Source organism: Oceanobacillus halotolerans (assembly GCF_010993955.1).
Lineage (GTDB): Bacteria > Bacillota > Bacilli > Bacillales > Amphibacillaceae > Oceanibacillus_A > Oceanibacillus_A halotolerans.
The window spans coordinates 584,254-598,411 of the sequence record NZ_WIXL01000001.1 but is presented as its reverse complement, the minus strand read 5'-3'; the positions used below and the strand labels follow the sequence as shown (position 1 = coordinate 598,411).

The 14,158-nt window shown below is 39.2% G+C and carries 13 protein-coding genes; 4 read left to right on the top strand and 9 right to left on the bottom strand.

Annotated features, from left to right (window positions below; all coding sequences use genetic code 11):
- Nucleotides 1–20: 20 nt before the first annotated feature.
- The 3 genes from GHC26_RS02570 to GHC26_RS02560 all read right to left on the bottom strand — a co-directional run bounded on the left by GHC26_RS02570 (nucleotide 21) and on the right by GHC26_RS02560 (nucleotide 1,999).
- Nucleotides 21–755 (bottom strand): FadR/GntR family transcriptional regulator, encoded by a 735-nt coding sequence (locus GHC26_RS02570; RefSeq protein ID WP_163969668.1) that lies wholly within the window; start codon nucleotides 753–755, stop codon nucleotides 21–23.
- 490 nt (nucleotides 756–1,245) lie between these two features.
- Entirely contained in the window at nucleotides 1,246–1,533 is a 288-nt protein-coding gene (locus tag GHC26_RS02565; RefSeq protein ID WP_163969667.1) for a DUF6933 domain-containing protein, read from the bottom strand.
- Between the two features lie 13 nt (nucleotides 1,534–1,546).
- A complete protein-coding gene (locus tag GHC26_RS02560) occupies nucleotides 1,547–1,999 on the bottom strand; it encodes a hypothetical protein (RefSeq protein WP_163969666.1) in 453 nt (150 codons plus the stop codon).
- A gap of 195 nt (nucleotides 2,000–2,194) precedes the next feature.
- On the opposite strand from GHC26_RS02560, the gene GHC26_RS02555 reads away from it, so the two are divergent.
- Both GHC26_RS02555 and GHC26_RS02550 read left to right on the top strand, forming a co-directional pair.
- On the top strand, nucleotides 2,195–2,674 hold the full coding sequence (locus GHC26_RS02555; RefSeq protein ID WP_163969665.1) for a divergent PAP2 family protein: 480 nt from the start codon (nucleotides 2,195–2,197) through the stop codon (nucleotides 2,672–2,674).
- Nucleotides 2,675–3,193: 519 nt separating this feature from the next.
- Nucleotides 3,194–4,039, top strand: a complete 846-nt coding sequence (locus GHC26_RS02550) for an STAS domain-containing protein (RefSeq protein WP_163969664.1) — start codon at nucleotides 3,194–3,196, stop codon at nucleotides 4,037–4,039.
- A gap of 344 nt (nucleotides 4,040–4,383) precedes the next feature.
- Here GHC26_RS02550 and GHC26_RS02545 read toward each other — a convergent pair whose 3' ends face one another.
- The 6 genes from GHC26_RS02545 to GHC26_RS02525 all read right to left on the bottom strand — a co-directional run bounded on the left by GHC26_RS02545 (nucleotide 4,384) and on the right by GHC26_RS02525 (nucleotide 10,839).
- Nucleotides 4,384–5,295, bottom strand: a complete 912-nt coding sequence (locus tag GHC26_RS02545; protein WP_163969663.1) for a DMT family transporter — start codon at nucleotides 5,293–5,295, stop codon at nucleotides 4,384–4,386.
- A 256-nt stretch (nucleotides 5,296–5,551) separates the two neighbouring features.
- A complete protein-coding gene (locus GHC26_RS02540) occupies nucleotides 5,552–8,020 on the bottom strand; it encodes a molybdopterin oxidoreductase family protein (RefSeq protein WP_163969662.1) in 2,469 nt (822 codons plus the stop codon).
- Between the two features lie 3 nt (nucleotides 8,021–8,023).
- On the bottom strand, nucleotides 8,024–8,440 hold the full coding sequence (locus GHC26_RS02535; RefSeq protein ID WP_163969661.1) for a hypothetical protein: 417 nt from the start codon (nucleotides 8,438–8,440) through the stop codon (nucleotides 8,024–8,026).
- Nucleotides 8,441–9,022: 582 nt separating this feature from the next.
- Nucleotides 9,023–9,274 (bottom strand): HIRAN domain-containing protein, encoded by a 252-nt coding sequence (locus GHC26_RS16155; protein WP_404821763.1) that lies wholly within the window; start codon nucleotides 9,272–9,274, stop codon nucleotides 9,023–9,025.
- Between the two features lie 107 nt (nucleotides 9,275–9,381).
- On the bottom strand, nucleotides 9,382–9,783 hold the full coding sequence (locus GHC26_RS02530) for a hypothetical protein (protein ID WP_163969660.1): 402 nt from the start codon (nucleotides 9,781–9,783) through the stop codon (nucleotides 9,382–9,384).
- Nucleotides 9,784–9,912: 129 nt separating this feature from the next.
- A complete protein-coding gene (locus tag GHC26_RS02525; RefSeq protein ID WP_163969659.1) occupies nucleotides 9,913–10,839 on the bottom strand; it encodes an LCP family glycopolymer transferase in 927 nt (308 codons plus the stop codon).
- Nucleotides 10,840–11,565: 726 nt separating this feature from the next.
- Here GHC26_RS02525 and GHC26_RS02520 point away from each other — a divergent pair.
- Nucleotides 11,566–12,147 (top strand): sigma-70 family RNA polymerase sigma factor, encoded by a 582-nt coding sequence (locus GHC26_RS02520; RefSeq protein WP_226376825.1) that lies wholly within the window; start codon nucleotides 11,566–11,568, stop codon nucleotides 12,145–12,147.
- 82 nt (nucleotides 12,148–12,229) lie between these two features.
- Nucleotides 12,230–13,261, top strand: a complete 1,032-nt coding sequence (locus GHC26_RS02515) for a DnaD domain-containing protein (RefSeq protein ID WP_163969658.1) — start codon at nucleotides 12,230–12,232, stop codon at nucleotides 13,259–13,261.
- Nucleotides 13,262–14,158 lie beyond the last annotated feature (897 nt).

Sequence of the window (14,158 nt, the reverse complement as noted above, 5' to 3'; positions counted from 1 at the left end):
CTTCTATTCTCCCGTTTCGACTAATTTCCCAACCTGTCTTTCCCAAGACTTTGCCTTAGCAATTCTTTCGCACGCAAAATCATACTCGTCATAATTTCCTGTGCATTTTTGTCATCACCACTTAAGATTGCATCATATAGTGCTCTATGGCGTTTCAATACTTCTAATGTTGGTTTTTCTGACTGTAAATTCGCATCATCATGTAAAGTAGAAAAGCTTTTTTCACGGCTTATAATCAACCCTTTATGCAACAATTGCAGCAAACTGATCATTAAGTTATTGTGTGATGCTTCAATAACACTTAAGTGGAATTCATAATCGGCTTTCGCCCACTGTTTTGTATCTTGAATCGTGTTTTCTAAATTTCGATAACAAGCAGTAATGTATTCTTGATCAGATTCGGTTGCATTTTGAGCAGCAAGTGCTGCTGCGATCGGCTCTATACCTAGCCGGACATCAGTTAATTCAAGAAGGATTTCACCATCCGCTTCTTGAAATTCACTTAACCAGGTCATGACATCCAAATCCCACCACTGCCACTCCTTTGGTTGTAATACAACTGTACCTGAACGCTTATTTGACCTGACAATTTTTCGGGCAGACAATCCTTTTAGCGCTTCCCGCACTACAGTTCGACTGACATTGTAATCCTCACTAAGTATTTCTACTTTTGGTAATACCTCACCTGGCCTTATTACACCACTAACAACTTTCCGGCCTATTTTATGGAGAATTTCTTCACTTCTGTTTTTCAATGCTATATCCCCTTTTCGTTCTGCTAGTGCTTTATGCTAAAGGTTAATAATCAATCACAAATATGATTTATTTATATTTTCAGATAAATATTATTTATTTATATTCTAAATGGTGATATTCTCGTTGTCAACTAACTTTTAGAATTTTTTATATATTATAAATACCATAAAAAAAGAGAGACCTATCATTTCAATAAATGATTAAGTCTCTCAAATAACGGAAGGAGGATCCTACCAAATCAGCTATGCAGTTCCTCTTTCTGCTATTACACGGAAAGTAGTGCTTTTGAAGTCGAAGTGGAATCCTCGTTCCGATAATGGTGTTAAATCTATGGATTGGGAGTGGAAAAATGGGGGATAGTGGAATGTCGATTACGTATCATGCTATAAACAAGGGATTTTTGGCATATAGCGGAAGGAGGATCCTACTAAATCAGCTTATTCAACGAATTTCGGCATCAATCTTTAATAAAAATAACTGTTCAATAACCTATTTACATATTCCATGTTTGATTACGTCTTCTTTTATTCCTTCTTCTTGAAATGTTTTTTGAATGGCATCGAAAATAAGCTCATCTAGCTTGTTAAAATCCTTTGCACGTAATCCATACAAAACAATAACATAGCGGTTTTTGTCGTTCATCAGCACCACTGCATTTCGACGATTTACGGTCACTACATTCGCATGCCATGAGAAAAGTGCATCTTCTCCTGAATGATGTGCTCCAGGTTTTACGTTTAACTTGTCTAACAGTTTTTTTGTACATTGTATAAGCATAATGTATAGCTCCTTAATATGTTTCTTCTACTCCACCGCGACTTGACATAGGGTGATCTTTTGGTTTACTACTCAATGCCGCTAAAATAAAAAAGATAACAAATGTTAAAAAAGCTCCCTCTTTCGCCGAATCTATCCAATTAAAATATACTGGATGCATAAACCAATCATAAGCTATTTTTAAAGAGGCGCCTATCCCCAAGATAATCAAAATACCTAGTATTCCTTTACAAATCCCATAAATAAGCTGAACCAATTTCCATAATGGATGTTTAGGCTTCCTTTTTTTGATAGGTTCTGTCGTTTTACGTCTATACTTGTTTCTGTTAAACGTCTGGTTAACGTTTATTTCACCATTTTGAAGCTTTTCTAATCGGTCTGTATATTTTTCACTTAATAAAGGATCTGTTTCATAATGAATCGCTCGTTCCAGTCGTTCTATTTCCTGTTGTTGTTTCGTTTTCATTGGAACTTCTCCCTCCATCCTCATGTTAAGTATACTACAACTTACGAAAAGGTAGTCAATGGAAGAAATGTTACATACAATTTCATCCTGTATGTTTTATGAATGGAATGGAGGAAAATAAGCTAACGCAACCACCACAATGATCCTATGTATAAAATTCCACTTCTGTCTCACCCTAATAGTTGAGGTGAAATTATGTGGAATCGAGCGATTACGACAGCATTAGCGGGGATTGGGACAGCACAGTTATTGAAGGTCCCCCTGAATTATATGGAAACTGGCACATGGGATTGGAAAAAACTTTTCGGTTCTGGCGATATGCCGAGTTCTCATTCCGCTGCTGTGACATCCCTTACTACATATGTCGCATTGCGAAGAGGGGTCCCATCCATTGATTTTGGTGTCAGTAGTATTTTTAGTTTAATTGTCATGTATGATGCAATGGGAATTCGCTGGCAGGCTGGCCAAACCGCGATCGCTGTAAACGATATGTATGAGCAGTTGGAAAAGCTAGCAGACAAGCATCCCGACTTCGCGTATAAAAAGCGAGAAAATGAACTAAAGGAAATGCTTGGTCACATGCCAATCGAAGTACTTGGTGGTGCAGCATTAGGCATTGCCGTTGGCGCAGTATGTTATCTAACAGAAGGTAACGAAAAAAAGAAGAAAGCATAATAAACGGACAAGATGCTAAGCCTTGTCCACTTTTTCCATTAATTGCGGTAACTCTTAAAATGCACCCTAGTTCTGATGTTATTTGAATGAAAAATTACTATTGCACTGATGTACGTGTCTCACGAGTTTCTCAATCCTTGCACGAGTTTGTGGTGATGTCGCATGACTTTATGTGGTTCTCGCACGAGTTTATGCTCATGTCGCACGAGTTTCTGCCGGTGTTGCACGAAATTTTGCCACTCTCGCACGAGCTGGACCTGTTCTCGCACAAGTTTAGGTTATCTTCGCACGAGCTTCCACAACCCTTGCACTACTTTGTGCTGACTGCCTCCCACCTAGGTCATATCCATCCTCTAAATACATAACCTTAAAAACCATCCATAAGACCTATACCATTTCAATCAACTTCAAGGCGAAAATATGATAAAATAATATAAACTATTTCCACTAATTGGAAATGTTACGTATCTAACCATATGGCGATTAAATCTAATATTTAAAAAAAGAGGGTAAAAGTGAATGAATAAACTAGATAAGGCGCTATACGACTATTTAACGGACAGCATTCCTGCCATTACAACTAAATGGTTAAATAAAAGACAGAAATCGGAGGGCTCCATTTATTCTGTTGATTCTGATAAAAGTGTAGAAGAGATGTTGAGAAAACAAAATCACTTAACAAATAAAACCGTGATTAGCGCGTTTCTAGATGAACAGGAAGTCTTTGATCAAAATGTAGAAGAATGGGCTAGTATTGTTGCGGAAAGTAGAGTAAAATCCGATACCCCCATTTTTGAAGTCATTCATGCTCTCAATGTCGCACAGGAAACATTTATGGAATTTGTAATCGACTTTATTGAACAACAGGATAACCAGGTCTCCAAAGAAGATGTCATCAAGTGGCATTCGAAAATTAATACTGCCTTTAACCAGTTAAATACACGCTTTGCAAAATTATACTATGTTATTACGAGACAACAATTATCTAGTCAACAAGTGCTGATCGCTGAACTAAGTACACCCATTATTCCGATTTCTGATTCTATTGCGATCTTGCCATTAAGTGGAGGCGTAGATACACTCCGCATGAAAAAAATCTATGAATCTCTCCCACAAAAAATTGTGGAAACAAAAGTAGAATTTTTGTTTATCGATTTATCTGGAATCACCGTTATGGATACATATATAGCACAACAAATCTACCAAGTTATTAAACTCCTCAGCTTATTAGGGATTAAACCCGCTGTTTCTGGGATACAACCAGATGTTGCACAAACGTTCGGTCAATTAAATGATACCTTTAAAAACATTGATACATATAGCACCTTAAAACAAGCATTAAAAACGATGCCTTTGATTGAGTAGGTGTCATTCTTGCTGACATATCATATTATATCGAAAAACGACCGATTTTAAAAATCAGTCGTTTTTTATGTTGCATGAGTTGTGAGAGATACTGCACAAGTTTATGTGGATGGTGCGTGACATTGGCTAGCTGTTGCATGACCTAAGCCTGTTCTTGCACGAGTTCTCTTCACTGTCGCACGACCTGAGATGCAATTGCACGACTTTACGCAGGTCTCGCACAAGTCCACCTCACCACGACCCGACCTAGCGTCCCGTCGACAGCATCACCACACTCCACTCGCATACCGCCCGCATGGCATGTGACCTGAGCCCACTCACGCACGATCAAACCCTAACCTTCTCTATGCCGCTCCTCGCTCTGTTTTTCGTTTTCGGATAATATGTTCCAACGCACCAGTACCAATAAATACCCCACACAAAATCAAGAAGAATCCGACAATGTGATTTACGGTAATTGTTTCATTTAGGAAAATAGCCGACCCGCTAATGGCAAATAGGGTATTCAAATTAATGAATATCGCCGATTCAGCTGGTCCTACCTTTTTAATAGCGTAATTATACGTCATATGACCAAATGCCGTCGCTAATACAGCACTAAATAAAAAGACAGATACTAAATGCCAGTCAAACAAATTGGTGATTTCTTGGATACCTGATCCAAATGCCTGACTTAATAAAAAGATGAAAACCGATCCGATGACGAGCATATATCCCGTTGCGAGACGTGGATCAAACGTTGGCTTCAATTTACTAATCAACACAAAGCTAAATCCTTGCACAAGAACTCCTAAAAACACGAACAAGTCACCTAGGGATACAGCGGCCAAGCCATCCGCACCAGTTAGCGTTGTCACCACAACACCGATAAAGCCTAAGATAAAACCACAAACCCGCAGCCATGTAACCCGTTGCCTTAAGATAAGAAATGCCATCATGACGGTAACAAGTGGCATCATTCCGAGAATCAATGATCCATTTATCCCTGATGTCATCTCCAGGCCAACCGCAACAAAAGAATGATGTAAAATAACATTAAAAATAGCGATGGAGAAAATAACGAGCCACTCGTGCTTCATAGGCAAGCGGAGAATCCCCATCACCCAACAAATAAGTAGTACCGCAATCCCGGCGGTCATGACGCGAAATGATGTTAACAACATCGGATCAACCGCATCAACGAGTACCTTAATCGCCGAAACATTTAACCCCCACATCAACATCACAAGTAACAAAAGAACGTAAATCTTAACCATATAGTGCCTGTCACCACCCGAATTTTGTCTAATTTTGTCGGAAAGATATACTACCCAGTAGCTTATTCCGATTTGAAACTATATCATAAGATTATATCATTCTTTTAATCCGATTTGGCACGAATTTTATTATTTTCCCTTTAATAGGATATATTAATTCTTCTCTCTTTATATATCAACTGCCTCCTTCTATATCCTTATCAATTCCTACAATCCAGAGCACAGGCACCACTGCTTAACATCATCTCCACCTCACTTAATCATCATCAGGTGAGCGATAGGCTTGATTAAAATGTGGAAACGTTTCTATATTTCGGTATGGCATATATGGTGGAATATCAACATTTACTCGGGAAAGTGGCACTTCAATTTGATCCCCGATATCCGCTCGATATGGTGGTGTTAATTGATTAACACGAGCAAGATCCTCCAAGGTTAACCCATTCAATTCAGCGATTTCCTCCAATGATCCACTCTCTGAGACCGTTACTTGATTTCGTAATGGTTTTATCCTACATGAGCTCTGCTTAAATGTAGGCTGCTTGGATAATGGGTCTGTGAAATCGACGGTTAGCTCATTAGCAGACTGATTATTTTCCCATGTCCCATAATGAAATGGAATAAAGACTAAACCCGGTTGGACAGTGTCTACCACCCTAGCGGGAACGTTGATTGAGCCTCTTGGTGTCGCTATATTGACAAGCTCCCCTGGTAAAATCCCCAATTGTTCTGCATCCACTATATTGATTTCCACATACCCCTCTGGTGCAATCATTTGTAAATAGGGAGATCTACCTGTCTTGGTTCTTGTATGCCAATGCCAAACCAATCTTCCTGTCGTTAACCAAAATGGGTATTCATGCCTTGGCTGCTCCACTGGTGGTACATAATGCGTATCATATATGATGGCTCTCCCATTTGCTTGAATTGCTTCAAATTCACTCTTTGTCCTCGGCCTTCCTGTGTAAAGATCCTTCCCGTAGCTCTGCGCATCATCAGGGTATGTGTGAAAATTAAAATCTGTATATAACCGCGTAGTCCCCATTGGATGTTCTTCATTGACTGGCCACCGCAGGCCATTATAGTATCTTAACTTTTCATACGTAATCCCACTCATATCACTTGGTCTACCTTTAGAAACGTTCTTCCATTCCTCAAAACATTCCTCTGGAGTAGTATAATCAATAAGAGGATTTCCATCTTTATCTTTCAATTCCATCCGTTCGGCAAAATCTAATAAAATATCAAAATCACTTTTCACACCATTCGGGGGATCAACCGCCTTTGTTAATAGATTTATCGTTCGGTCCGCATTTTCCAATGTCCCCTCCTTCTCCCCCCAAATTGCTGGAGGAAGAACGACATCCGCTACTTCTGTCGTTTCCGTTAAAAACGGATCCTGTACGACAACAAAAGTTTTCTCAAATGCCTTTCGAGCTCTCTCCCTATTCGGCAAGGATGCCATTGGATTCGTGTTAATGTTCCAAAATAAACCAATTTTCTCCTGCTCCATCAAATGAATGATTTCCTCAATTCCTTTTTCAGGTCCAACCTCAAGATCAGACGTTTCGACATTCCACAGTTTAGCCATTTCCTCAATATGCTTTGGATTAGAGGGATTTCGGTTTCCAGGATATGTACCAACTCCCCCAACCGTTCGATTACCAGACGAACTTGGCTGACCAGCCATATGTAATGGCCCATTACCAGGTTTTCCGATTAACCCTCGAATCAAGTGAATATTATTGATGGCAACACAGGAACTCGTTGCATCTGCACTTTGATAGGTTCCCTGTAATGTCGTACATACCAAAGAATTTGTTTTCCCTATAATTTGTGCTGCTTGCCGAATGTTTTCCTCAGGTACTCCTGTCACTTCCACTGTATTACTTAGTGTCCACGGCTCCACTGCATGCTTCATACGTTCGTATCCAACCGTATGATTCTTAATAAAACTTTCGTCGACCCATCCGTTTTTCACCATAAGATGTTGGATCCCATTTAATAGTGCGAGATTCGTACCAGGTTTTAGTTGTAAAAATAAATCTGCTTCCTTTGCCGTCAAGGTTTTTCTAACATCAACGACAATTATGTAAGGTTTACCTGTACGACGTTTTCTCTCCATAATACGCTCGAAAAATACGGTCCCTGTTTCAGCAGGATTATGACCAAAAAACATCATCGTATCCGTTAGATCTACGTCATCAAAGGAAGCAGGTACACCATCTGCACCAAATGATTCAAACAGGCACCATTCTGTTGTTGCCGTGCATAATCTTGTGTTCGCATCCAATAAATGAGACCGAAGACCAGCTCTCCCGATTTTGGCGATTGTATAATATGTTTCCAATGTTCCCTGTCCAGTAGAATAAAATGAAATCCCATCAGAACCAATTGTTTGGAGGGTCTCCTTCGTCTTTTCCACAATGAGATTCATCGCTTCATCCCAACTAGCAGCTACTAACTGACCTTCTTTTCGTATCAGTGGGGTTACTAAACGATCAGGACTATTGTTTGCATACCATTGATTTTCCCCTTTAGGATCAAGTCTCCCACGGTTAATGGAGTGATCTTCATTTCCTTTAATTCCAACAATTTTATTATCCTTTACCCCAATATAACACCCACATCCAATAGAACAAATATTGCATGTACTATATTTCCAGTCATCAACATCTCCTTGACTATACAGATTGACATCTACCCTTGGTTTTTTCCATGACATGATTTATGCACCAACCTCCTTCCGATATAATGGCGGAACAATATACCTTGCTTCTTCCTCTCCATAAAGGGATTTAACATTTGGCACCAGTTGCTCGAGCTCCTTTTTATACGCTTTATACCATTTCAGCCTTTCATGTATTACGGTAGGTGAAGCACTATCCATCCATAGCGATGCTCTTCCCCATGCACGTGTCAGCGGATCTAATGCTTCATCATTTCGATAAATCACGGATAAAAGATACTTCAGATGGTGTTCGTTCACTTGGGGTTGTTGGATTAATTGTAGGGTTGTTAGCAGCGTATTATTTGCCTCGGATAAAAGTGGAGAAATTCGCAGTTCCAGTGGGTTATTGTTAACGGGGAAATTAGCTAATAAACGCTGAATGATTAAATAGGCTTGATAAAGTTGATAATACACGTCACTCCTCCTTATTGAAAACGTCATTATAAATACGTTTATGATACCGGGAGTGAAATTATGCTGTGGGATTATATAGAAATGATGGGGCCATTCCGTAGTACTATCGTGGAAATATTAGAAAACTTGGCATTCGCCAAGCCTTTAATGGCGAATGCCCTAGTTGCACTTATGCAGTAGGAAAATTTTTAATACTTTCCTATCTGCGAACAAAAGCGCAAGCGCCTTGTTCACCCCCGACAAGCATAAGCCAAGCCTCGACGTGGCGCTTTTTGCCACAAAGAGGATTGACTTATGACCTCGAGGGGGTAGGCGCTGGAGCTGGACGTGGCTATTCCTGTATATGAACAAAATAAAGCCAACTTTTATTAGAAAAACTCGCATTCGCTCGTCCTTTAGCAAATGTGTTAGTTTTTCTTATACTTGGGACATTAAAATTTTAGCTATGTCGAGTCCACTTCTTAGCTAAAATTTTATACTTTCCTAACGTGCAAAAAAGCTGTAATTATCTAAAAATCACAGCTTCATGCATCATTATATTTAAGATGATTCCAATTTTATAAATGTCACTAATTTCTTCAATTAAGCTACTCTATAAATTAGGTCATCTAAGTTATTTTCTGTAAATATATTCTTTTGGTTCATGTTTAAATTACCCTTTAATGTAACTTGTAACCACCACTGTGGGGCTATAGTTGGTTGAACTTTTTTGACACTCAATGTTAGCGATATATTGTTTTTCAACATCGTACTAACTACTTGAGCATGAACACCAGGAACATACCCTAACTTTTGACCATCACTTGTTTCAATACGAACAGCATATGGGTCAATTTTATGTCAGGCTCTGAAATAGCTACAAGTGTACTTCCTTCTACCACAAAGGAGTTCCAGTTATGTGGTAAATTCTGATGGCTTATCCCGTTTACATAAAAGTTCGCCTAAACAAGATCATCCTTATATAAACGAAGGGGTTCTTCAAATGAATAGGAATCTCTAGCTAATATCCCTCTAGTCTCTCGTAATATATCCATTCGATCAGCTTCAGGTGGTAGCCCTAAACTATTCAATATACCTTGATAATCTACACGATCATGAGAAGGAATTCGTCGATCAAATGCTGGAAATAAGGTACTTGACTCATATTTTTTTTCTAACTTTGGAAAAGCTGGATGAAGACGATATCCATTTCTTAATGCATCATGTACTTTTCGATAGGTATCCGTATGAAATGTATACTGAAAAACATACACTTCCCCATTAAATGTAAGTGTTCCAATATGATAATACACATTTGTGTGTTTACTTTTCCATAACACAAGTAGACTTTTCACGAATTTCATTTTGGGTCCTCCTCAAAGAACTTGTAGGATTTTCTCCCTTCGAAAGCCTTTTAAAAATTCCTTCCTAATATCTGATATAAGGGGAAACTGATTAATATATTGATATAAATTAATCAAGTTTTTCTCCATCTACCCTTTGCCTTCAATCATATCATGTACTTTCGAAATTTCTTCATCTGGTACTTGAAGATAGTAGATGCCATCAATATTCGTTCCACTGCCTTTCATTTGATAGCTTTCCACGTTTTTTCGTGTGTCTTTATACCCTGTCAGTAGCTTCTGCATGTCGGAAAACTCCATATTGGTTGCCATGTTATTTCCGAGAATATCCATTAAACCACCTACTTTTGTAATGGTACCAACAGATGCACCACGTTGCACGATGCCTTCAATCACTTGTCGTTGACGTTTTGTTCGTCCAAAATCACCATTTGGATCTTGTTTACGCATACGCACAAAGCGCATGGTTTTCTCTCCATCCATCTCAATTGGGCCTTTCGTAAAGTGATACTTTCCATCTTCCCATTCAATTTCATTATTCACTGTAATGGTTCCAAGCTCGTCTACTAGTTCCTTTAACCCTTCCATATTCATTCGAACATAGTAGTCTAGTTCAATATCTAGGAAATTTTCCACCGTTTCAACAGCCATATCTGTTCCACCAAAAGCATAAGCATGATTAATCTTATCTTCAAAACCCTTACCAACAATCGTTGTACGTGTATCTCGGGGGATACTAATCAATTGCATTTTGTCACCTTTTGGTTCTAACGACAATACCATTAACGCATCAGACCTACCTGAATCGTTTTCACGTGCATCCACACCTAAAAGCAAGATATTTAATGGCTCGGATGCTTTCACCTTTTTCTTGGTTACCGTATGATCAATAGAAGAAACAGGTTCGTTCATCTGCTCATTCACAGTCTTTTTGGCACCATTATAAACAGAAAATGCATAGGCACCAACACCTATTCCAATAACCAATAAAATGATAAGTGAAATCAAAATCCAACGTTTTTTGGCTTTTTTTGGTTTCAATCTCTTCTCTTCCATTATGTACTCTCCCCACATTCCTATCCTATTATCGTTTCAAAGATATTTATACTACTAACTTACTATAATCCCTTCTGCTAGAAAAGCACACACGAGAAAAATATGACAATTTTAAACAAAAAGTGACTAAAACATGTACCAAGTAGCTCACTTATGATGAGAAAATATAAATTATCGAAATAGCATATCAAATCATGTGATTAGTGGTTGGTATTGCTATTTTAGTTGATATGTAAATAACCTCCCTTTCCATTAAAAATGGACTCAAATTAACACATTGCTAATAAGTATTAGTAGGGTGAAAATTAGAATATCACTTTAATTGCTGAAAGGTTTGTCCTTCATACAATGTCATGGCCGATTTCATCGATTAATAAGAGAGAATCAACCGATAGACTGGCTGTCACGGCCGCCTTGAATACAATAATAAAAAGCAATCAACCGATAGACTGGCTGTCAATACGATGAGATGATTCCTATATTCTAAAAACACCCCCGAAAGTTAGATTTATTACTCTAACTTTCGGGGGTCGGTACCTAAGATGCTATTTCTATCCAAGCGTTTTTGTATGTTAATTTGCTGACATCACCAGCAGCTAAATAAATACTAGTCTGTCGAAATAAGTCATATATATAAAAATGGATATTACAATATAAAAATTTTCCATTTCCATGCCACCTTTTGTCGAGTCTTTTCGATTATAGAGGTAAAAGGGAGGTTAGGGAATGGCTACTAATAATGATAAACACGAGATCGATATGTTTGATACGATTTTTAAGCAAAATGAACGACGAATCCACTATCACATTCACAAGCTGCACATCCAAGATCCACATAATGAATTTTATCAAGAGGGATTATATGCCTTATGGAAGGCTTACGAGACATACGAGCCAACCAAAGGTCCAATGGCTACCTATTTCAATTACACCATTCGCAACCAGCTAATCGATATGATACGAAAGCGTAATCGGGAGGGAGAAAATCAGGAAAAGATCGTACTAGAGCACAAAACACAAACAACCGACGGCAATCATATTCGGAAAGAGGGAAGTGCCGTCGACTTACAACATATGTCAGATATCCTACTAGATGATACCGAGCTTTGGCAGAACCTCCAGCACTACCTCACCGATAAAGAGTGGAACTGGATCTATTTTTATATTATCGGAAACATGTCAGTGAAGGATATTGCGATTCAGGAGAACACCACAGAGAACGCTGTGAAAAGCTGGGGAAAACAAGTAAGGAAAAAGCTTCGAGATCCAGCATTTCGAGAAAAAATTGCGTGGGATATTAGCCTATAACCAAACGTTAGCGTAGCCTTCACAAAAGGGTGCGCTCTTAACTTATTAAAAAATTCGAGATACATAGAAAGGGATGGAAATCATGAATTATATTAAGCAAATTAATGCATTTTATATGGAACTTGAGGTAAACCCATTATCTGGACCAGCCATTTCCTTGTGGCATAGCTTAATGCATATCAATAATCGATCTCGCTGGATAGAAACATTTTCGGTTGCGATGATTACGCTGCGAATGAAGTCTGGATTAACAACATCTACCTTTAAACGTGCTCGTGCAGAATTAGCGGCAAAAGGGTATATCCATGTCCAAAATCAGGGTGGAAATCAGTCTCCAATTTATCGTGTTACAAACTTAACAGGCCCAATCGATACAAACAGCGCACAAACAGCTACAACGATTGAAGATCCACAACCTGAACCAGACCAAAAAGCAATCTCCCTGAACGACAAAACCGACCATAATCTGGACCATAAACAGGACAACCTAAACATCATGGACCACAACCTAGTCCGCAATCCAGACCAGTCTATGGACCAAAATATAGACTCAAATCCCTTTTTGGACCACAACATGACCCACAACACAATCCATAACATAAACCACAATCCAGCCCCATTAATTAAACAGAAAGAAAAACAAAAAAAGAAACATCATAATACTGCAGATGCATTTGTGTTTTACCAGGAAAATTTTGGCTTAACCAGTCCATACGTTTCTGATGCGATTCAAAATTGGGTACATGACATCGGGGATGCTCTCGTTGTGGAAGCAATGAAACGTGCGTTGGAGCGTAATAAAATGAATTGGAACTATGTCAAAGGCATCCTACAAGATTGGGCTAGAAAAGGGATTACCTCGGTTGACGAAGCTGGTGCAGAGGAAGTCGCATATCGAAACCAGTACTACCCAAAGCAGCCTAATCGCGATGAGCAGAAAAGGACGGAAGTATTGCCAGATTGGTTTCTCGAACGACAGCACAAACATCAGGAAAGAATGGCTGCACAACAGTCCCCGATAAGACCAAAGATGGATCAAGCTGCTTTGGAGGCAGAACGCGAAGAACTTGCAAAACTCTTGGCTGAGTTCTCTAGTGAAACAAGTGAAGCATAGACAACCAGCATATCCAAACAACAGGCACCATTAGAAAAACTCGCATTCGCTTGTCCTTTAGCGAATGAGTTCGTTTTTCTTATACTTGGGACAATAAAATTTTGCAACGTCGCGTCTTCTTCTTAGCTAAAATTTTATACTTTCCTAACGTGGAACAAAAGCTAGAAGCGCCTTGATCACCCCCGATTAGAAAACTAGGCTTTTCGCCGAGTTCTTATGGCAAAAGCCTTAGTTGCACTTATGCAGTAAGAACGTTTTGTTTCTTATCTGCCAAGCATAAGCCAAGCCTCGACGTGGCGTTTTTTGCTCGTAATGAGGATTGGCTTATGACCTCGAGGGGGTAGGCGCTGGAGCTGGACGTGGCCTTTCCTATATTAAGACAGTAATGAGGCCAACTTTTTATGCTTTCTTACCTTTTTAGAAAAACTCGCATTCGCTCGTCCTTTAGCGAATGTGTTCGTTTTTCTTATACTTGGGACATTAAAATGTTAGCAACGCCGAGTCTTCTTCTTAGCTAAAATTTTATGCTTTCCTAACGTGGTACAAAAGCTAGAAGTGCCTTGATTACCCCGATTAGAAAGCTTGGCTTGTCGCCAAGTTCTTATGGTGAAAGCCTTAGCTGCACTTATGCAGTAAGAAAGTTTTATACTTTTTTGTCTGCCAAGCATAAGCCAAGCCTCGACGTGGCGTTTTTTGCTCGTAGTGAGGATTGGCTTATGACCTCGAGGGGGTAGCACTGGCCGATGAAAACTCGGGCGTCCTTATGACTATCAGCACTAGGAAGTCAATCGCTCTCACTGGTAAAATCGTCACGTCCTGTGACAACGCCAGTACTAGGACGTCAATCGTTCGAAGCTGGACGTGGCCTTTCCTATAGGAGACAGTAATGACACCAAC